A 19,528-nucleotide genomic window follows, 5' to 3' on the forward strand; every position below is an offset into this window, starting at 1 on the left:
CCGGTTCAAGCCGGCCAGCCCCATGCAGCAGAGCCTGGACATCCTATAAACAACAACGCCGCATAAGCTATGCGGCGTTGTTGTTTTTCAGCTCTGGTGCCGGTAACAGGAGTCGAACCTGCGACCTTCGCATTACGAATGCGCTGCTCTACCAACTGAGCTATACCGGCGTGCCACTAGATTCCTGAAAACCCGGGGGCAAGTCAATGAGCTGTACTCGGTTTTATGAGTGAGCTCATGGAGTTACGGTCAAGGTCAGAGGTCGGTGAACTCCGGAATATGGGCACGGCCGCGGCTTTCGAGAAAATCGAGCAGGGCGCGGGGGGAGCGCGCCAGGATCCGCTCTTCGGGGAAGCCGGCCTCGGTCACCAGCCGGTGGCAGTGCTCGAAATCCCCGAGGCTGAAGGCCACGTGGGAGTCGGAGCCGAAGGTGAGGTAGGCCCCCATGTCCCGCGCCGCCTCGACGATGGCGCGGCAGTTGCCTTCACTGCCCGGGCGGGAGTGGCTGAAGGAGGAGTTGTTGAGCTCCAGCGCTACCCGATACTCTGCCGCCGCCTTGACCACCGCCTGGATATCGATGGGGAAGGCGGGATTGCCGGGGTGGCTTATCATGTCGACCCGGCCGCTCTTAATGGCGTTGATCATGGCCTGGGTGTGGGTGGCCTGGTCGCAGGGGGGGAACACCGGTTCGTGAAAGCCCGCCATGATCATGTCGAGCCGCGACTCGTAGCGCTCGGGGAAGTCGATCTCGCCATCGATGTTCTTGATGTTGGCTTCGATGCCGCGCAGGATGCCGACCCCGTCGACCACCCGTGGCAACACGTGCAGGTTGACGAAGTGCCAGAAGTGGGGGGCATCGGCCATGTCGGGGCCATGATCCGTGGTGGCGAACAGCTTGATCCCCTTTGCCTTGGCGATGGGCAGGTAGTCGTGAATGGTGCTGTAGGCGTGGGTGCTGGCGACGGTGTGGGTGTGGGTATCGACCGTGTACTTCATCTTATCTCCCCCTCTGGCGTGAGGGGCCAGCATAGCAAAGGCGGCGGGTCGAGACCATGTGGTGGCTTGTCATACTTTGTCACAAATTGAGGGCTGGTTGACAAAGTTTGAACACGCTTGGCAGCCATGATGGGTGTATCGATGAAAGCCTGAACTCGCATCGATGGGTTGGATCAGGATGGTGCAACCTCATTTCCCCGCCGTCGCGCCCTGCGACGGTTTTTTTTGCCCGTTTGCCAAGGTTCTGGATAGCAGCAGGGTAAAAAAATGCCCAACTAGCATGGAGCAGGTTGGGCGAGACTTAATGTTTAATTGCAGTGGCATAGATATAGAGTCCGATTCGTCCGTGAAGTTCCCGCCTTGTTCCCCATTTTCACGAAAAACATTTCACTAACACATGTTCACATTCTCTTGACACAAAAGGTTGTGAAACGTACTTTTTAAACATTCGTTTAAGTGAGGTGTCCTGTGAGTAAAATCGATACCAAAAACCGCATTCTCGATGCCGCCGAGGTGTTGTTTGCCGAACGGGGGTTCGCCGATACCTCTTTGCGTCTGATCACCAGCGAGGCCGATGTCAATCTGGCCTCGGTGAACTATCACTTCGGTTCCAAGAAGGAGCTGATCCAGGCGGTGCTCGATCGCTATCTGAGCCTGTTCATGCCTGAGCTGGATGCACGCCTGCATACCCTGATGGCGCAGGAGCAGCTGACCCTGCTGCAGGTGTTCGAGAGTTTCGTCGACCCGCTGATGAAGCTGGTGGCGGTGCGCACCAACGGCCCGGCCATCTTCATGCAGCTGCTGGGACGCGGCTACATCGACAGCCAGGGCCACCTGCGCCGCTTCATCACCGCCCACTACGGCCCCATTTTGCAGCGGATCACCCAGGCCATCTCCAAGGCCAACCCTGAGTTGTCGCCGGCGGATCTGTTCTGGCGGCTGCACTTCACCCTGGGCACCGTCGTGTTCACCATGGCTTCGGCCGATGCGCTGCGCGACATCGCCCAGGCCGATTTCGACCAGCAGCTCGATGTGGAGGGGCTGGTACGCAACGTCATTCCTTATCTGGCGTCCGGTGTCGGGGCGCCCGTGGAGTCGACCAGGCTCTCCCTGGCCGTGTAACAACCAACAATAAATCAACGGAAACAGTGAAATAGAAGGAACTTGAGTATGATCACATTGCTTATCCTGCTGGTGCTGGCGATAGCCGTCGTGCTCGGCGTGCCCTCCATCCGTAAAAAGGTGGTCACCCGCCCGGTGTTCGGCATCTTCAAGAAGATACTGCCGCCCTTGTCTGCCACCGAGCGGGAGGCCATGGAAGCTGGCTCCGTCTGGTGGGATGGCGAGTTGTTTCGCGGCAACCCCGACTGGAAAAAACTGCACGGCTACGGCAAGGCCGAGCTGACCGCCGAGGAGCAGGCCTTCATCGACAACCAGGTCGAGACCCTGCTCGCCATGGTCGACGACTTCAAGATCGTCAACGAAACCAAAGATCTGCCGGAGCTGGTCTGGGACTATCTGAAGAAGGAAGGCTTCTTCTCCCTGATCATCCCGAAATCCTACGGCGGCCGTGAATTCTCCGCGATCGCCAACTCCACCATCGTTACCCGCATTGCCACCAAGAGCCTGAGCGTGGCGGTTACCGTCATGGTGCCGAACTCCCTCGGCCCGGGCGAGCTGCTGATGCACTACGGCACCCAGGCCCAGAAGGACTTCTGGCTGCCGGGGCTGGCCAACGGCAAGGAAGTGCCTTGTTTCGCCCTGACCGGGCCGGAAGCGGGCTCCGACGCTGGCGCCATCCCGGACAAGGGGATCGTCTGCAAGGGGATGCACAAGGGTGAAGAGGTGCTGGGTATTCGCCTCAACTGGAACAAGCGCTACATCACCCTGGCGCCGCGCGCCACCGTGCTGGGGCTGGCGTTCAAGCTCTATGACCCGGAAAAACTGCTGGGTGACAAGGAAGAGCTGGGCATCACCTGCGCCCTCATCCCCACCAGTCACCCCGGCGTGCGCGTCGGCGATCGCCACTACCCCATGGGGCTGGCGTTCCTGAACGGCCCGACCTTCGGCAAGGATGTATTCATTCCGCTCGACTGGATCATCGGTGGCCCGGATTACGCCGGTCGCGGCTGGCGCATGCTGGTGGAGTGCCTCTCCGCCGGGCGCGGCATCTCGCTGCCTGCCCTTGGCACCGCCTGTGGTCACATGGCGAGCCGCACCGTCGGCGCCTACTCCTACGTGCGCAAACAGTTCGGCATGTCCATCGGCAAGTTTGAAGGGGTGCAGGAAGCGCTGGCCCGCATCGGCGGCCTCACCTATCAGCTGGAAGGGGCCCGTCGCATGACTGCAGGTTCCCTGGACTTGGGTCAGGCTCCGGCCATCGTCACCGCGATTTCCAAGTACCACATGACCGAGATGGCGCGCCAGATCATGGATGACTCCATGGATATCCATGCCGGCCGTGCCATCCAGCTGGGCCCGAAAAACTACACCGGCTACGCCTACATGGGCATTCCGGTGGCGATCACGGTGGAAGGGGCCAACATCCTGACCCGCAACCTGATGATCTTTGGGCAAGGGGCCACCCGCTGCCACCCGTACGTGTTTGCCGAGCTGGAAGCGGCGGCCGATACCGATGTGGAGCGCGGTCTCGAGAAGTTTGACGCCCTGCTGATGAAGCACATCGCCTTCGGCGCCGGCAACTTCTTCGGTTCCCTGTTCCAGGGGCTGACCCTGGGCCAGTTCAACAGTGCCCCGGTGGCCGGTGAAACCGCCCGCTACTACAAGCAGCTCTCTCGCATGAGTAAGGGGCTAGCGCTGTGCGCCGACGTCTCCATGCTGATGCTGGGTGGCGACCTCAAGCGCAAGGAGATGATCTCCGCCCGTCTGGGTGACGTGCTGAGCCACCTCTATCTGGCCTCCGCCACCCTCAAGCATTACGAGGATCAGGGCCGTATGGTCTCCGATCTGCCGTTCGTGCAGTACGCGGTGGAGCGCAACCTCTACCTGATTGGCAAGGCGTTCGAGGGCTTCTTCCAGAACTTCCCGAACAAGGTGGTGGGCGCCGTGCTCAAGCGGGTGGTGTTCCCGTTCGGCGTGGGTTACAAGATGCCGGCCGACGATCGCTGCCATGCCATCTGCCTGGCCATGATGAAGCCGGGTGAGTTCCGCGACCGTCTGACCGCGCTCTGCTATGTGGGCAAGGACGAGGCGGACCCGGTCGGCCTGATGGAGCGCGCCTTCCAGGCCATGGTCGCAGTGCAGCCTTACGAGAAGAAACTGGTGCAGGCCCAGAAAGAGGGCAAGCTGCCCCGCAAACTGGCCCTGCCGGAGCTGGTTGCCGCTGCTCTGTCTCAATCCATCCTGAGCAAGGACGAGGCGGACAAGCTGCTGGCCGCCGATGCCCTGCGCTACGAAGCCATTCAGGTAGACAACTTCGCCCCGGGCGAGCTGGAGGGGTTATCCCAGCAAAATCCGGTGGTGCACGCCGCCTGAGAGTGCACTCGCTCCTGAATCTGAAACCGGCCGATATGGCCGGTTTTTTTGTTTGTTAACCATGCATTTACAACCTCGATTAATTCCAGTTTAATGCAATGGCCCCCCACCCTTGGGGCAGGAAGCAAGGCCAGCGGAATGGCCGACAACAACAAACTCAGGAAGAGTGAATGAACCTCGCCAAAACGGCGATCGAACGTCCCATCTGGGTGGCGGTCTCGATCGTGCTGATTTTTCTGCTGGGCCTGCTCAGCATCCGGGGGCTGCCGATCCAGCTGTTTCCCGACATCGATCGCCCGCACCTCAACATCTCGGTGGACTGGCGCTCGGCCTCACCCCAGGAGATGGAGTCGGAGATAACCGACCCCATCGAGCAGGAGATGCAGGGGGTGCAGGGGCTCAAGAATCTCACCAGCAACAGCTTCCCCGGCTTCACCGAGATCGATCTGGAGTTTGCCCTCGGCACCGACATGCAGCGGGCCCAGCTCGACGTCATCTCCCGCCTGAACCGGGTCTCCGGCCTGCCGGACAAGATTGGCGGTCCCTACGTCAACAACTACAGCAGCAACGACACCCTCACCTTCTTCTTTATCCAGCAGCTGCCCGGCGCCAAGGGGCCGATCGACGATCACCAGGCGTTGATCGAGGCGCGGATAAAACCCGAGCTGGAGCGGATCCCCGGGGTGTCGACGGTCGACATCCAGGGGATCAACGAGCGCCAGATCCAGATCCGCTTCGACCCCTACCGCGCCGCCGAGCTGGGGGTGGAGATCCCGGTGCTGGCCAGCCGGGCCAGCACCGGCTGGGATGTCTCCGCCGGCACCCTCGACATCGGCCGCTGGGAGTACAAGCTGCGCTTTGCCGGCCGCTACGACGTGGCGACCCTGGGAGACAAGGTGGTGGACTGGCGCGACGGCCTGCCCATCTATCTGCGGGACGTGGCGGAGATCCAGCTGGCCCTGGAGGAGAATCCGGTGCTGCGCATCCAGAACGGCAACACCGCCATCGCGGCGCAGATCTTCAAGGAGAGCGGGGCCAACGCCCTGGCGGCGCTGGAGGCGATCAAGCTCAAGGTGGGCGAGCTCAACCGCGAGGTGCTGGAGCCGGTCGGCCTGCACATGGAGCAGTCGTTCGACGCCTCTCTCTACATCAACCGGGCGGTGAGCATGGTGACCGCCAACCTGGGGCTCGGCGTGCTGCTCTCCTGCGCCATCCTCTGGGTCTTTCTGCGCCGGCTCAAGGCGACCCTGATGATCGCGATCGCCATCCCCATCAGCATCATGCTCACCTTCTGTCTGCTCAAGGTACTGGGGCGCACCCTCAACGTCATCTCGCTGGCGGGCATCGCCTTTGCGGTCGGCATGGTGCTCGATGCCGCCATCGTGGTGCTGGAGAGCATCTACCGGCGCCACGAGCGAGGGGATCTGAGCAAAGGGGAGGCGGCGCTGGAAGGTGCCAGTCGGGTGTGGACCGCCCTGGTGGCCTCCACCCTGACCACGGTCGCCATCTTCCTGCCGGTGCTGCTGCTCAACGACGTCGAGGGGCAGCTGTTTGCTGACCTTGCGCTCACCATCGCCTGCGCGGTGACCGTCTCCATGCTGGTGGCGGTGACCGTGCTGCCGGCGGTGGCGGCGCGCTGGATGGGGCGCGAGCGGCTGACTGATCCCTATGAGAGGCTGTGGCAGGGCACCACCCGCCACGTGATCCGCTGGACAGCGACGCCCCGTCGGCGCTGGACCGTCATCACCCTGATGATGAGCCTGCCGGCGCTGGCGACCTGGGCCCTGCTGCCGAAGATGGACTACCTGCCGGACGTGAAGCGCGACGCGGTGGATGTCTGGATGAACTTCACTCCGGGCTTCAACCTCAAGGCCCAGCGCGAGGAGGTGATCGACACGCTCATCGCCAGACTGGATCCCTATATGAAGGGGGAACAGGAGCCGGCCCTCAAGAACTACTACATATTGCGCTACCCGGGTGGCGCCCAGATCGGGGTGCGGCCGAAAGAGGAGGACCAGATCAAGGTGCTGGAGCAGCTGCTGATGAAGCAGTTGCTGGTGGGCATCCCAGATACCCAGGTGTTTGGCGGTCAGGGGTCGCTGTTCGGCGGCTTTGACAGCGAGAACGGCATCTCCCTGTTGCTGCAGGGGGGCGATCTGGTCGAGCTCTACCGGGCGGCGCGGGCCGCCATGGCCATCGTCAAACAGGATCTGCCAGGGGCCCAGGTCAGGCCGCAGCCGGATCTCGATTTCACCGCCCCCGAGCTGCGGCTGGTGCCGCAAGACAGGCGTCTCGCCGAGGTGGGCTGGGATCGCACGCCCATGCCCGCCATCATCCAGACCTTCGGCGACGGGCTGCGGGTCGGCGAGTATTTCGACGGGGAGGAGCGGCTCGACATCATGCTGATGGGGCAGACCTCCGCCAACCCGGACGAGCTCAAGGCGGTGCCGCTGGCGACCCCGTCCGGGCGCATCGTACCGCTCGGCGAGCTGCTGCGGGTGGAGCACGACATGGGGCCGGCCAGCATCTTTCGGGCTGATGGGCGGCGCAGCATCAGCCTGCAGATCTCGCCCCCGGCGGGGATGAGCATGGAGCAGGTGCTGGACACCCTGCAGAGCAAGAGTTTTGCTGCCATCCGGCCGCTGCTGCCCGCCGGCGGCGAGCTGCGGGTCTCCGGCAATGCCGACAGTCTGCAGCAGGCGCTGGGCAACCTGGGGGCCATCTTCCTGTTTGCGGTGATGATCCTGCTCATCCTGTTGTGGGGGGTCTTTGCCTCCCTCAAGGATGCGGTGCTGGTGCTGCTCACCCTGCCGCTCGCCACCGTCGGCGGTGTGTTGGCGCTCTACCTGAGCGGCCTGCTGGTGCCGCTGCCGATGGATCTGCTGACCATCATCGGCTTCGTCATCCTGCTGGGGCTGGTGGTCAACAACGCCATCCTGCTGGTGCACCAGACCCGCACGGCGGAGCGGGAGGGGATGAGCCGCCAGCAGGCGGTGGCCGATGCCCTGCAAAGCCGGATGCGGCCCATCGCCATGACCAGCCTCACCAGCATCTTCGGCATGCTGCCGCTGATGCTGAGCCCGAGCGAGGGCAGCGAAATCTACCGGGGACTGGCCACCGTCATCGTTGGCGGCATGAGTTGCAGCACCCTGTTTACCCTGGTCCTGCTGCCCGCCTTCCTGCGGCTGGGTGAGCGGGTCGACGTGCCGCAGGCCATTCGGCAGCGGGCCTGAGCAAGGAGCTCATCGATGACACACGGTTTTACAAGGATGGTTGTGGGCGCGGCGCTGCTGGCGGGGGGCGTGTTCCCCGCGCTGGCACAGGGCAAGATGGTGACCCTGGCGGACGTGACCCGGGGGGAGGCGGCGGCCAGCATCTGGGTCAGCGGCACGGTGGCGAGCCGCCAGCAGGCGGCGCTCAGCGCCGAGGTGAGCGGCCGGGTGGAGTGGATCGCCGAGTTCGGCAGCCGGGTCAGCAAGGGGGATGAGCTGCTGCGCCTCGACAGCGCGGCGCTGCGGCTCTCGCTGGAGCAGGCCCAGGCCGAGCAGGCCAAGTGGGAGAGCAACGTGCGCTTTGCACGCGCCGAATTTGGCCGGCTGGCGACCCTACACCGCCAGAAGAGCGCCTCCCAGAGCCAGTACGACAAGGCGCGCTACGACGTGGAGCAGGCTGAACTGGCCGAGCGGTTGGCGCGGGTGCAGGTACGCCAGATTGAGGAGCAGCTGCGCAGAAGCCACATCTTCGCGCCGTTCGACGGGGTGGTGAACAATCACTTTATCCAGCCGGGGGAGCATGTGGATGCCGGCGAGCAGGCGCTGGAGCTGGTCAACCCCGATCAGCCCGACATCCGCCTGCAGGCCCCCATCGTCTGGGCCGGCCAGCTGGCGCCCCAGACCCGGCTGCGGGTGGAAGGGGATCAGCTCAGTGGCCACGGGGTCTACTACCAGCGGGCGGCCAGCGCCGATCCCAAGTCGCGCCTCATCGAACTGCGCCTCAAGCCGGAGGGGGGTCGCTTCATCATCGGCTCGCCGGTGCGGGTGGCGCTGCCGCTGGCGGAGCAGCAGACCATGCTGCTGCCGCGCGATGCCCTGGTGCTCAACACCGAGGGGAGCGTGGTCTATCAGGTGGAGCAGCACGGCGAAGAGCTCAAGGTGAACCGGGTGCCGGTGACCGTGCTGTTCGGCGACAGTCGGCAGGTGGCGGTGAGCGGGGCGCTCAAGCAGGGTGACAGGGTGGTGGTGCGCGGCGCCGGCAGCCTGCAGGACGGCGACAAGGTGGAGCTGTTTCGCGGCTGATCCAGCTTGGTCACCATGAAAAACGGCTCCCGCGGGAGCCGTTTTTGTTGCAGACAGGAGGGGCGATTACTCGACCATCATCACCTTGCAGGTGTTGGTGCTGCCGACGGTTTCCATCTTGTCGCCGTGGGTGAGCAACACCATGTCGCCGCTTTGCAGCAGCCCCTTGGCCTTGAGCACGTCCAGCGCGTCGCGGCACACTTCGTAGACCGGCTTGGTCTCGTCGCCGTCAAACAGCACCGGAGTGACGCCACGGTAGAGGTTGGTCCAGGCCAGGGTCTTGTTGTGCGGCGACAGGGCGAAGATCGGCAGGCCGGAGCTGATGCGGGACATCAGCAGCGGGGTGGTGCCCGACTCGGTCAGCGCCACGATTGCCTTGACCCCTTCCAGGTGGTTGGCCGCATACATGGTGGACATGGCGACCGCCTCTTCCACCGAGGTGAAGGTATAGCTCATGCGGTGGTTGGAGACGTTCAGGCTCGGGTGCTTCTCGGCGCCCACGCAGACGCTGGCCATGGAGGTAACGGTCTCGATGGGGAACTGGCCGGCGGCGGTCTCGGCGGAGAGCATCACAGCATCGGTCCCGTCCAGCACGGCGTTGGCCACGTCCATCACTTCGGCACGGGTCGGCAGCGGCGCGTTGATCATCGACTCCATCATCTGGGTCGCGGTGATGACCACCCGGTTCAGGCGACGGGAGTGGCGAATGAGCTTCTTCTGCACGCCGACCAGCTCGGGATCGCCGATTTCGACGCCAAGGTCACCACGGGCCACCATGACGGCATCGGAGCCGAGGATGATGTCTTCCATCGCCTCGTCGGTGGCGACGGTTTCGGCGCGCTCGACCTTGGCCACGATCTTGGCGTTGGAGCCGGCTTCGCGGGCCAGCTCGCGGGCGTAGCGCAGGTCATCGCCGCAACGGGGGAAGGAGACGGCCAGGTAGTCCACGTTCATGCGGGCGGCGGTCTTGATGTCTTCCTTGTCCTTCTCGGTCAGGGCCGGGGCGGAGAGGCCGCCACCCTTCTTGTTGATGCCCTTGTTGTTGGAGAGCGGACCGGCCACGGTGACCGTGGTGTGGATGCGGGTGCCTTCGACCTGCTCCACTTTCAGTTGCACGCGGCCGTCGTCCAGCAGCAGGATGTCGCCGGGCACCACGTCATTGGGCAGGCTCTTGTAGTCGATGCCGACCTGCTCCTGGCAGCCTTCACCCTTGCCGAGGGCGGCGTCGAGGATGAACTTGTCGCCGATGGCCAGATAGATCTTGCCGTCCTTGAAGGTGGAAACGCGGATCTTGGGGCCCTGCAGGTCGCCCATGATGGCGACGTGACGGCCCAGCTTGGCGGCGATGTCACGCACCTGGTTGGCGCGCAGGATGTGGTCTTCAGCAGTGCCGTGGGAGAAGTTCATCCGCACCATGTCGGCACCGGCACGGATGATCCCCTCGAGGATCCCTTCGCGATCGGTGGCCGGACCGAGTGTGGTTACAATCTTTGTACGTCTTGGCATGAAAGACTCCAGTTTTGAAGTTGATATGACTTGAGATACTGCCCCGTCAAGCGCATGACCCATTGCACCCGCTTGCAAGCCATCTGGGTGGCTTTTGTTACTAAATTACAATACTACACCAAGGAAGGTGGCAGAGACAGCCGGGGGCCGGGGCCCCCGTTGTTCACGAAGAGTGGGGTGTATCAAAGCGGGATTCGCGCAAACCTTCTTTGACTTTCTTCAGGTTTTCGCGAAATTTCATGCCGCGGCGCAGGGTGAAACCGGTTGCCAGCACGTCCACCAGGGCGAGCTGGGCGATGCGCGAAGCCATCGGCATGTAGACATCGGTGTCTTCCGGCACGTCCATGGAGAGCACCAGGTTGCACTCGCGCGCCAGCGGGGAGTCCTTGGCGGTCATGCCGATGACGGTTGCGTCGTTTTCACGGGCCAGCGCGGCAATCTCCACCAGCGCCTTGGTGCGGCCGGTGTGGGAGATGAGCACCACCACGTCCCCTTCGCTGCTGTTGATGCAGCTCATGCGCATCATGACGATGTCGTCGAAGCTCACCACCGGGATGTTGAAGCGGAAGAACTTGTTCTGGGCATCGCGGGCGACGGCGGAGGAGGCCCCAAGGCCGAAGAAGCTGATCTTCTTGGACTGGGTCAGGATGTCGACGCAGCGATTGATGGCCGAGATGTCCAGGCTATTCTTGGCGGCATCGAGGCAGGCCATGGTGGATTCGAAGATCTTGGCGGTATAGGTATCGGGCCCGTCTTCTGCCTCCACGTGGCGGTTCACATAGGGCGTGCCGTTGGCCAGGCTCTGGGCCAGATGCAGTTTGAAATCGGGAAAGCCCTTGGTATCGAGCCGGCGACAGAAACGGTTGACGGTCGGTTCACTGACGTCAGCCATCTTGGCGAGGGTGGCGATACTGGAGTGGATGGCCGTCTGTGGGGAGGCCAGGATGACCTCGGCGACTTTACGCTCTGATTTACTGAAACTTTCCAAATTATTAGTAATTTTATCAAGGGTATTCATCATCACCACCAGGCGTTTTTGTAATTTAGCTTCAGTGTCTTTGCACTAAATTCATGGCTAAGCAGGTTTCCAATCAACTTGATGACTATACAAGACAAGCTCTTATCGAAACTAATCTCGGCCCTGCAAAGTATGACTCATGTCTAATTATTTCGTTGTTTTGGTTACAAACTTCCAGTCATTCCGTGAAAGCGCTTACAAATGTTGCAAAGCAACAACACTGTGAGCGGGCGCACAGTTGCACCCATCAAACGCGCCGCAAGGGGAGGGGCTCGGGTAGAATTGGCACCAAATAATAAGTGCGGGACGGTAACGGCCGCCCCGACCCCAGTAACGAAGGAGTTGTTTTATGCAGCATACCCATGCGCTGGTCGGCGACGTAGGCGGCACCAATGCCCGGTTGGCCCTGTGCGAGCTGGCAACCGGCACCATTTCCCAGGCCAAGACCTATTCCGGGCTGGCCCATCCCACTCTCGAAGCCGTGGTTCGCCTCTATCTGGATGAGCACAAGGTGCAGGTGGGTGAAGCCTGCATCGCCATCGCCTGCCCCATCAACGGCGACTGGGTCGCCATGACCAACCACAGCTGGGAGTTCTCTATCAGCGAGATGCAGGCCAATCTGGGGCTGACCCGGCTGCAGGTGATCAACGATTTTACCGCCGTCTCCATGGCGGTGCCCGTGCTGGGGGAAAGCGATCGCATCCAGCTGGGTGGCGCGGCCCCCGTGGCCGGCAAGCCCATCGCCATCTACGGGGCCGGCACCGGTCTTGGCGTCGCCCACCTGGTGCAGGCGGGTGAGCAGTGGCTGAGCCTGCCGGGCGAAGGCGGTCACGTGGACTTTGCCGCCAACAGCGAAGAGGAGGATGCGGTGCTGCAGGTGATGCGCGCCGAGCTGGGTCACGTCTCGGCCGAGCGGCTGCTCTCCGGCCCCGGCCTGGTCAACATCTACCGTGGTCTGGTGAAATCCGACGGCCGCGAGCCGCAGGCGTTCGAACCCAAGGACATCACCGAGCGCGCGCTGGCGGGCGAGTGCCTGGACTGCCGCCGTACCTTGAGCCTGTTCTGCGTGCTGATGGGTCGCTTTGCCGGCAACCTGGCGCTCAACATGGGCACCTTCGGCGGCGTCTACATCGCCGGTGGCATAGTGCCGCGCTTCCAGGAGTTTTTCATCGGCTCGGGTTTTCGGGTGGCCTTCGAAGACAAGGGGCGTTTCAAATCCTATCTCAAGGATATTCCCGTCTTCCTCATCACCCATGAAGGGCCGGGCCTGCTCGGTGCCGGTGCCTATCTGCGCCAGTCGCTGGGCATCAAGTTGTAAGCAACGACAGGGCGGGTGACGCAATGGCCATGGTTCAGCCTTGATTCAGTGACCATGGCGTAGAGTGTCCCTACGTACTCAAGAAGAGAGGGCGCCATAAGGAATTGGGACTTCTCTTCATCCGCTGGGTGCGTTTGTCACCTGACAAGCCTGAACTGTTTCACCGGCCCTTGCGGCCGGTTTTTTTATGCCCGCCATTTACTGCCGGCCTGTTTTGCTGGCGATGGCATCAGCCGGGTCTGTGTGAGGTGGCGGGGCCACAATGCAGTGCGCCTGCCGGTTGGCAGGCGCACTGGGTGGGCAGAGATGGCCTCAGGGCAGGTCGAGGGTGAAGCGAGCGCCGCCGAGCGGGGACTCGTCCACCATGATCTGGCCGCCGTAGCTGTGCACGATTTCGGTGACCACCGCCAGCCCGATCCCCTGACCGGGGGAGCTGTCGGCGCGCCCCCCGCGCTGGAAGATCTGCTGTGACTTGCCCGGGTCGATGCCAGGGCCGTCGTCCTCGATCTCGATCCGCAGCCGGTCGAGCCGGCGGCTCACCGTCACCTTGATCTCGCTGATGGCGAACTTGAAGGCGTTGTCGAGCAGGTTGCCCATCAGCTCCATCAGGTCCCCCTGTTCGCCGGCGAAGAAGACGTCGTCGTCGAACTTGAAGCGGGTCTGCAGCTTCTTGTGGCGATAGACCTTGGCGAGGCTGGCCAGCAGCTTCTCGATGAGCGGCACCGGCTCGGTCCCCTTGCTGGCGAGGCGCTTGCGGCCGGTGACGGCGCGGCGCAGCTGGTACTGGATGATCTGATCCATGGTCAGGATCTGCTCATTGATGTTGTCGTGAATGTCGCGCCCGAGCTTGACCTCCTGCGCCGTCATCTGGATCAGCGCCAGCCGGGTTTTCAGACTGTGGGCCAGGTCGTTGAGGGCATGCTGGTAGCGCTGGGTCTGCTGGCGCTCGTTCTCCAGCAGCTGGTTGACCGACTCGGTCAGCGGCGTCAGCTCCCGCTCATAGTCGTTGGAGAGCGCCTCCCGCTTACCGGCCCGGATCTCGTCGATCTGGCGCGCCATGGTGCGCAGGGAGCCCAGGCTCCAGAAGCTGGTGAGCAGCAGCAGAGCGCCGAGCAGGGCGTAGGCGAGCAGGGCCTGGCGGATGCACTGGTAGAGGTAGTCGCGGGTCTGCAGCAGGTAGCGCTTGGCGGAATCGACCATCACCACGTAATAGGTGGTGGGGCCGTCACCGTGGTTGCGCAAGAAGCGCAGGCTGTAGATGAAGTAGCTCTCGCCATTCTTGATGGTGAGGCGCTTGAAGAAGTAGTCCTGATCCAGCCCGCCCAGGTACTTCATCAGATCGTCGCAGATGGAGTCCTTGACCTGGATCACCTCCGGCATGTGCAGGCTGGACCAGCTCAGCTGGCCATCGGCCCGGCAGATCAGGGTGTCCAGGTTGGGGTCGATGGCATCCGGAGTGAGCCGGCCCAGATCCGTGCTGGCCTGGGCGTCCGGCATCTTGGAGGAGAACAGCTTGGAGAGGTTCTCCTGCATGCGGGTGCTGGCCTTCTGGGCCTGCTCATCGGTGTGGCCCAGATAGAGGATGTAGACCGAGAAGGACATGATGAGCGCGATGACCAGCATGGCGCTCAGCATCAGCTTGATGTGCAGCGAGCGGCGGATGAAGCGCATGGGGCGCGGCAGACGAAAACCCATCAGCTGCACGACAGATTGAAGATGTAGCCCTGGCGGCGGATGGTGGAGATGGGCTGGATGAGCCCCTCCGGATCCAGCTTCTTGCGCAGCCGGCTCACCATCACCTCTATGGTGTTGGGGTCCCCCTCGCCGTCGCCGTAGAGCTGATCCAGCAGCTGCTGCTTGGAGACCACCTGGCGGGCGTTGCGCATCAGGTATTCGAGGATCAGGTACTCAAAGCTGGTGAGCACCACCGGTGTTCCGGCGATGGTCAGCTCCTTGCGGGAGAGATCCAGCTCGTAGTCGCCAGCCTTGACCCTGGGAGAGATGAAACCGGCGCTGCGGCGCACCAGGGCGTTGAGGCGGGCCAGCAGCTCGTCCTTCTGGAACGGCTTGACCAGGTAGTCATCCGCCCCCGCTTCCAGCCCCTCTACTTTGTCCTGCCAGTTGCCACGGGCGGTCAATACGATGATGGGGAAGGGGATCTGCTGCTCGCGCAACTGGCGGATGAGCTGCAGACCGTCCATGTCCGGCAGGCCCAGATCGATGATGGCCACGTCGATGGGGTAGTCAGCGGCGTAATGGAGCGCCACCTGGGCGCTCTCGGTGCTGTGGACCTGATTCTGGGCTTCGGTCAGCAGGGTGGTGAGGTGGTGATTGAGCAGCTTGTCGTCTTCGACCAACAAAATTTTCATAAGGTGCGCGATCATGGGGATCCAGGCTGTCAATTAGAGGGCTTATGACGGGGAGAGTCAATCCGGATCCTAACAGCCCCGCCTGTATCGGGACTGAATCAGCCCGCCATTGGTTATATGCCTCCAGACCATGCGCAGACGCTTCGAGCAATCATGGTTGAACACTTTTTTTCCTTGCATTGCACCAACAAAAAAGCCAGTCAGGGGCTGACTGGCTTTTTATTGGCGCTTATCGGGGATCAGTCGATGAGACTGGCCCACAGGTCGTACTCGTCCGCTTCGTCGATGCGGACCTTGACCATGTCGCCGGGCTTGAGGCCGGTTTCACCGTTCAGGTAGACCAGGCCGTCGATCTCGGGGGCATCGGCGGCGGAGCGGCCGGTGGCACCCTCTTCGTCCACCTCGTCGATCAGCACCAGCATCTCCTTGCCAACCTTGCGGGCCAGCTTGCGGATGGAGACCTGCTGTTGCAGCTCCATGAAGCGCTGGAAACGCTCTTCCTGCACTGCTTCCGGCACCGGATCCGGCAGTTCGTTGGCCTTGGCGCCCTCGACCGGGCTGTATTTGAAGCAGCCGACCCGATCCAGCTCCGCCTTGTCGATGAAGTCCAGCAGCATCTGGAACTCTTCTTCGGTCTCGCCGGGGAAGCCGACGATGAAGGTGGAGCGCAGGGTGATCTCGGGGCAGATCTCGCGCCACTTCTGGATCCGCTCCAGGGTGCGCTCGACGGTGCCCGGGCGCTTCATCAGTTTCAGGATGCGCGGGCTGGCGTGCTGCAGCGGGATGTCGAGGTAGGGAAGTACCTTGCCATCGCGCATCAGCGGGATGACGTCATCCACGTGCGGGTAGGGGTAGACGTAGTGCAGGCGCACCCACATGCCGAGCTTGGCCAGCTCTTCGCACAGGGCCACCATGCTGGTCTTGACCGGCATGCCGTCGTAGAAGCCGGTACGGTGCTTGACGTCGACGCCGTAGGCGGAGGTGTCCTGGGAGATCACCAGGATCTCCTTCACGCCGGCCTCTTTCAGGCGCTTGGCCTCGGCCAGTACCTCGCCGATGGGGCGGCTCACCAGATCCCCGCGCATGGAGGGGATGATGCAGAAGGTGCAGCGGTGGTTGCAGCCTTCGGAAATCTTCAGATAGGCGTAGTGACGGGGGGTCAGCTTGACACCCTGGGCCGGCACCAGGCTGGTGAAGGGGTTGTGGGTCGGCTTCTCCACGTATTTGTGGACGTGGCCGAGCACCTCTTCATAGGCGTGGGGGCCGGTGATCTCGAGCACCTTGGGGTGGATCTCGCGGATCTGGTTCTCTTTGGCGCCCAGGCAGCCGGTGACGATCACCTTGCCGTTTTCGGCCAGGGCTTCGCCGATGGCTTCCAGCGACTCCTGCACCGCGCTGTCGATGAAGCCGCAGGTGTTGACCACCACCAGCTCCGCATCGTCATAGCTGGGCACCACGTCGTACCCTTCGGTACGCAGCTGGGTCAGGATGCGCTCGGAATCGACCAGGTTTTTGGGGCAACCCAAGGAGACGAATCCTACTTTGGGGGCCTGTTTTGTGTTGGACATCGCTCAATCACTCTTAGGTGGCTCTAGTTTTAGGGCGCGGATTTTACCGGAATGGCTAACCAAAAACTATACAGCCGGCACGCCGGAAGCGAACAATCTCTTTGCCCGGGCCACAATGGGCCGTCAAAGGAGAAAACCATGGTGGCAACAGGCCTTGCCGGCCGGTCAGCTGGGCCCTGATGTTTGTTGCTGACGCTTGAGTCAATTTGGCAGGAGAGTAAAAACAGGGGTCACTATACTCCCTGCAGGAATAGCAGAAGGACGTGCGGGATGGAGAGTTCATTTGGCGAAAAAGTGCAGAACGTGCACGCCACGCTCAGACAGCGGTTTGACAAGTTGAGCCGGGTTGCGGTCGCCATCTATGACCAGCAGACGGACAAGCTCAAGACCTTTGCCCACAGCACGGAGGGGGGCTCGCCGCTGTTGCAGTACGAGGTGAAGCTGAGCGAGGTGCCCTCCCTGCGCTATCTGGCCGAGCGCCAGCAACCCAGGGTGCTCGATACCCTGGGCTCGCTGCAGGGGTCCCCCGCCGAGCACAGCCGCAAGCTGCTGGCGGCCGGCTATGAGTCGAGTTACACCGAGCCGCTGCTGTTCAACAGCCGGCTGTTCGGTTTTCTGTTTTGCGATGCCAGGGAGCCCGGCTACTTCGATGCAGCCATTCGCGGTGAGCTGGCGGCTTATGCCCAGATCCTGGCAGCCATCATCGCCGTTGAGTTCTTCTCCATCCAGACCCTGAACGGGGCGCTGACCACGGCGCGGGAGTTCAGCCGCTACCGGGACGAGGAGACCGCCAACCATCTGCACCGCATGTCAGCCTATTCACGGCTCATCGCCCGCGAGGTGGCAGCCCATTACCCCCTCAACGACGAGGAGGTGGAGTTCATCCATCTCTTCTCCGAGCTGCACGACATCGGCAAGATTGCGGTGCCGGACGCCATCCTGCTCAAACCGGGCAAGCTGACCCCGGAGGAGTACGCGGTGATGAAGATCCACCCGCTCAAGGGACGGGAGATGATCGCCCTGATGATCAAGGAGTTTGGTCTGGACGGCATCCATCACACCGACATGCTCAAGAACATCATTGCCTACCATCATGAGCGTTTCGACGGCCAGGGCTACCCGGAGGGGCTGGCGGGGCAGGCGATCCCGCTGGAGGCCCGCATCGTCACGGTGGCGGATGTGTTCGACGCGCTCACCAGCGAGCGTCCCTACAAGCAGGCCTGGCCGTTCGAGACGGCCTTCGAGTACCTCAAGACCCATGCAGGCAGTCAGTTCGACCCCGTCTGTGTCGCGTCGGCGTTGCGCAGCAAGGAGGCGTTTCGCGCCATCCATCAGCAGTATCGGGATCCGGCCATAACTTGACCTCTCGTTCACGCTCTCGGTGCTAGGGTCGGCTTACCTACCGGGGTGAATGCCTGGGGGCGGGCTCTGCAATTTGATAGAGATGCTCGGAGCAAGCGCTTGCGCAGCCACAAGGCCGGTCGCTAGTGCCCTGGCGCTCTGCCGCTAGCCGGGTTTGGCGCCACCAGAGCAGGGCGCTCATGGCCAGGATCAATGCGAAGGAGGCCAGCATGCTCAGCAGCAGGTGTGACATGATTTGTCCCCCTGTTGATGATTGCAGCCGCACTGCTCTGCCTGGTGACAACCATTTTCCCTACCGATCTGTTCCCCCTTGCGGCCGTTGCAGGATGGCCGGATCCCCTTGACAAGCTCCCCGGCCTTGCTGGCCTTGCGGCGTGACGGACTGGCCTGGCTGGCGTCGGTCAGCGGCTGAAGGTGGGCAGCAGACAGATCAAGGTGCTCCGAGCGGTACTGCCATACCGATATCCCGGCATCGAGCAGTCGGCCCAGCATGTGCTCACCGATGTTTCGCACCAGCACCTGAGTGACGGCATGGGCCTGTAGCGTCGCCAGCAGGGCCTGTTTGCCACGGCAACCCTCGCCGTTGGCCGGGTTGGACATGGTCGCGAGCACCTCGCCGGCTGGGCTGACAATCTGCAGCTGCTCAGCCCGGCTGACGTGGGCGGATGGCTGGCCCCGGCTCAACAGGATGGCATGGTTGCCTGGCACGGCTGCTGTATTCACGTTCTGGTTCATTGCGCGGTTTCTCCACCGGGTTGCGGGACGTCGGGTTGCATCAACAGGGCCTTACCTAAGCTCAGGCACTCCACCACCTTGTAGCGGGCGCGCTTGAGGGTATTGGCCAAGGTCTGGCGAGAAACGCCCATGAGGCGGGCGGCCTCCTGTTGCTGCATGCCCTCCAGATCCACCAGGCGCAGCGCCTCAAACTCATCGGCGGCGAGGGCCACCTGCTCCAGTTCATGCATGGGGACACCATTGGGCTTGAAGCAGCTGTTGGCGGGGCGCCCGCAGATACGACGGGCTATTTTTGGTCTCGGCATAACGACTCCTAATTTGCATATGCCACATATACGCCGCATAAATGGCATATGCAAATTAAAGAAAAATGTAATTGAAAGGCATGATCTTGTTGAGAGGGAGGTTGCGGCTTTACGAGCAGAGCTGGCGGCAACTTGATCATTTCAATGATTCTTGTATAGTTGAAATAAAGGCGCATCCAACGAGAGACAAACATGAACAAAGAGACGGCCACCAAGGTCTTTGAATCGCTGGCATCCGGGATCCGGCTCGATGTGTGGCGGCTGCTGGTCAAGGCGGGACTGGATGGGCGGGTCGCGGGCGAGCTGGCCGGCGAGCTCGACATCGCCCCCAACACCCTGTCGTTTCATCTCAAGGCGATGCTCAATGCCGGCCTCTTGTCGGTGGAGCAGGAGGGGCGCTTCCTGCGCTACCGCGCCAATATCCCCTTGATGCTGGACCTTATCGGCTATCTCACCGAGGAGTGTTGCGCCGGCCATCCGGAGGCGTGCGGCATGATGCGCGCCGAGTCCACTTGCTCACCCCATGTGCTGCCTGTGCAGCCCTGCTGCCACAAGGAGTAA

General features: G+C 62.4%; 15 protein-coding genes and 1 tRNA gene. 7 read left to right on the forward strand and 9 right to left on the reverse strand.

The genetic code is table 11. The annotated features are described in order from the left end of the window. Positions 1–94 precede the first annotated feature (94 nt). Positions 95–170, reverse strand: a tRNA-Thr gene (locus ACB033_RS02180). A gap of 85 nt (positions 171–255) precedes the next feature. Continuing rightward, positions 256–996 carry a phosphatase gene (locus tag ACB033_RS02185; protein ID WP_094698106.1) on the reverse strand — a complete coding sequence of 247 codons (741 nt, stop codon included), beginning with the start codon at positions 994–996 and terminating at the stop codon, positions 256–258. A gap of 468 nt (positions 997–1,464) precedes the next feature. Between ACB033_RS02185 and ACB033_RS02190 the strand changes: the two genes are divergently transcribed. From ACB033_RS02190 to ACB033_RS02205, 4 genes are all read left to right on the forward strand, one after another. Further along, positions 1,465–2,118 carry a TetR/AcrR family transcriptional regulator gene (locus tag ACB033_RS02190; RefSeq protein WP_139725479.1) on the forward strand — a complete coding sequence of 218 codons (654 nt, stop codon included), beginning with the start codon at positions 1,465–1,467 and terminating at the stop codon, positions 2,116–2,118. Between the two features lie 48 nt (positions 2,119–2,166). Continuing rightward, positions 2,167–4,491 carry an acyl-CoA dehydrogenase gene (locus ACB033_RS02195; RefSeq protein WP_139725478.1) on the forward strand — a complete coding sequence of 775 codons (2,325 nt, stop codon included), beginning with the start codon at positions 2,167–2,169 and terminating at the stop codon, positions 4,489–4,491. A 170-nt stretch (positions 4,492–4,661) separates the two neighbouring features. Continuing rightward, positions 4,662–7,724: an efflux RND transporter permease subunit gene (locus ACB033_RS02200; protein ID WP_139725477.1), complete on the forward strand. Its 3,063-nt coding sequence runs from the start codon at positions 4,662–4,664 to the stop codon at positions 7,722–7,724. Positions 7,725–7,739: 15 nt separating this feature from the next. Further along, a complete protein-coding gene (locus tag ACB033_RS02205) occupies positions 7,740–8,786 on the forward strand; it encodes an efflux RND transporter periplasmic adaptor subunit (RefSeq protein WP_017766576.1) in 1,047 nt (348 codons plus the stop codon). A 66-nt stretch (positions 8,787–8,852) separates the two neighbouring features. Here the strand turns inward: ACB033_RS02205 and pyk are convergent, their stop codons facing one another. Both pyk and ACB033_RS02215 read right to left on the reverse strand, forming a co-directional pair. Beyond that, entirely contained in the window at positions 8,853–10,292 is a 1,440-nt protein-coding gene (gene pyk, locus ACB033_RS02210; RefSeq protein ID WP_005298729.1) for a pyruvate kinase, read from the reverse strand. Between the two features lie 163 nt (positions 10,293–10,455). Beyond that, on the reverse strand, positions 10,456–11,313 hold the full coding sequence (locus tag ACB033_RS02215) for a MurR/RpiR family transcriptional regulator (RefSeq protein ID WP_039215309.1): 858 nt from the start codon (positions 11,311–11,313) through the stop codon (positions 10,456–10,458). Positions 11,314–11,659: 346 nt separating this feature from the next. Between ACB033_RS02215 and glk the strand changes: the two genes are divergently transcribed. Then, the gene (gene glk / locus ACB033_RS02220) at positions 11,660–12,628 is read left to right on the forward strand and encodes a glucokinase (RefSeq protein WP_005298734.1); all 969 of its coding nucleotides are present in this window, start codon (positions 11,660–11,662) and stop codon (positions 12,626–12,628) included. 312 nt (positions 12,629–12,940) lie between these two features. On the opposite strand, the gene ACB033_RS02225 is transcribed toward glk, so the two are convergent. From ACB033_RS02225 to rimO, 3 genes are all read right to left on the reverse strand, one after another. Beyond that, the gene (locus ACB033_RS02225; protein WP_371140305.1) at positions 12,941–14,323 is read right to left on the reverse strand and encodes an ATP-binding protein; all 1,383 of its coding nucleotides are present in this window, start codon (positions 14,321–14,323) and stop codon (positions 12,941–12,943) included. Then, positions 14,323–14,997: a response regulator transcription factor gene (locus ACB033_RS02230; protein WP_010634645.1), complete on the reverse strand. Its 675-nt coding sequence runs from the start codon at positions 14,995–14,997 to the stop codon at positions 14,323–14,325. Before ACB033_RS02230 ends, ACB033_RS02225 begins: the two co-directional genes overlap by 1 nt. A gap of 239 nt (positions 14,998–15,236) precedes the next feature. Continuing rightward, positions 15,237–16,565 carry a 30S ribosomal protein S12 methylthiotransferase RimO gene (rimO, locus tag ACB033_RS02235; protein WP_139725476.1) on the reverse strand — a complete coding sequence of 443 codons (1,329 nt, stop codon included), beginning with the start codon at positions 16,563–16,565 and terminating at the stop codon, positions 15,237–15,239. A 270-nt stretch (positions 16,566–16,835) separates the two neighbouring features. On the opposite strand from rimO, the gene ACB033_RS02240 reads away from it, so the two are divergent. Continuing rightward, positions 16,836–17,927, forward strand: a complete 1,092-nt coding sequence (locus ACB033_RS02240) for an HD-GYP domain-containing protein (protein WP_139725475.1) — start codon at positions 16,836–16,838, stop codon at positions 17,925–17,927. 213 nt (positions 17,928–18,140) lie between these two features. Here the strand turns inward: ACB033_RS02240 and ACB033_RS02245 are convergent, their stop codons facing one another. Continuing rightward, positions 18,141–18,662, reverse strand: coding sequence for a NifB/NifX family molybdenum-iron cluster-binding protein (locus ACB033_RS02245; protein WP_371140306.1), 522 nt, complete (start codon positions 18,660–18,662; stop codon positions 18,141–18,143). Next, a complete protein-coding gene (locus ACB033_RS02250) occupies positions 18,659–18,967 on the reverse strand; it encodes a DUF134 domain-containing protein (protein WP_026139307.1) in 309 nt (102 codons plus the stop codon). The genes ACB033_RS02245 and ACB033_RS02250 overlap by 4 nt, the downstream gene beginning before the upstream one ends. 192 nt (positions 18,968–19,159) lie before the next feature. Between ACB033_RS02250 and ACB033_RS02255 the strand changes: the two genes are divergently transcribed. After that, complete coding sequence (locus ACB033_RS02255) at positions 19,160–19,528, forward strand: helix-turn-helix transcriptional regulator (protein ID WP_099358575.1); 369 nt, start codon at positions 19,160–19,162, stop codon at positions 19,526–19,528.

It is taken from the genome of Aeromonas sp. S15(2024), assembly GCF_041402265.1.
Classification (GTDB): Bacteria; Pseudomonadota; Gammaproteobacteria; order Enterobacterales; family Aeromonadaceae; genus Aeromonas; species Aeromonas dhakensis.

Coding starts and splice junctions, on each gene's coding strand:
- ACB033_RS02225 (WP_371140305.1), bottom strand. CDS start 14,323: ATGGGTTTTCGTCTGCCGCGCCCCATGCGCTTCATCCGCCGCTCGCTG.
- ACB033_RS02215 (WP_039215309.1), bottom strand. CDS start 11,313: ATGATGAATACCCTTGATAAAATTACTAATAATTTGGAAAGTTTCAGT.
- pyk (WP_005298729.1), bottom strand. CDS start 10,292: ATGCCAAGACGTACAAAGATTGTAACCACACTCGGTCCGGCCACCGAT.
- glk (WP_005298734.1), top strand. CDS start 11,660: ATGCAGCATACCCATGCGCTGGTCGGCGACGTAGGCGGCACCAATGCC.
- ACB033_RS02230 (WP_010634645.1), bottom strand. CDS start 14,997: ATGAAAATTTTGTTGGTCGAAGACGACAAGCTGCTCAATCACCACCTC.
- ACB033_RS02250 (WP_026139307.1), bottom strand. CDS start 18,967: ATGCCGAGACCAAAAATAGCCCGTCGTATCTGCGGGCGCCCCGCCAAC.
- ACB033_RS02185 (WP_094698106.1), bottom strand. CDS start 996: ATGAAGTACACGGTCGATACCCACACCCACACCGTCGCCAGCACCCAC.
- ACB033_RS02240 (WP_139725475.1), top strand. CDS start 16,836: ATGGAGAGTTCATTTGGCGAAAAAGTGCAGAACGTGCACGCCACGCTC.
- ACB033_RS02195 (WP_139725478.1), top strand. CDS start 2,167: ATGATCACATTGCTTATCCTGCTGGTGCTGGCGATAGCCGTCGTGCTC.
- ACB033_RS02200 (WP_139725477.1), top strand. CDS start 4,662: ATGAACCTCGCCAAAACGGCGATCGAACGTCCCATCTGGGTGGCGGTC.
- ACB033_RS02205 (WP_017766576.1), top strand. CDS start 7,740: ATGACACACGGTTTTACAAGGATGGTTGTGGGCGCGGCGCTGCTGGCG.
- rimO (WP_139725476.1), bottom strand. CDS start 16,565: ATGTCCAACACAAAACAGGCCCCCAAAGTAGGATTCGTCTCCTTGGGT.
- ACB033_RS02245 (WP_371140306.1), bottom strand. CDS start 18,662: ATGAACCAGAACGTGAATACAGCAGCCGTGCCAGGCAACCATGCCATC.
- ACB033_RS02255 (WP_099358575.1), top strand. CDS start 19,160: ATGAACAAAGAGACGGCCACCAAGGTCTTTGAATCGCTGGCATCCGGG.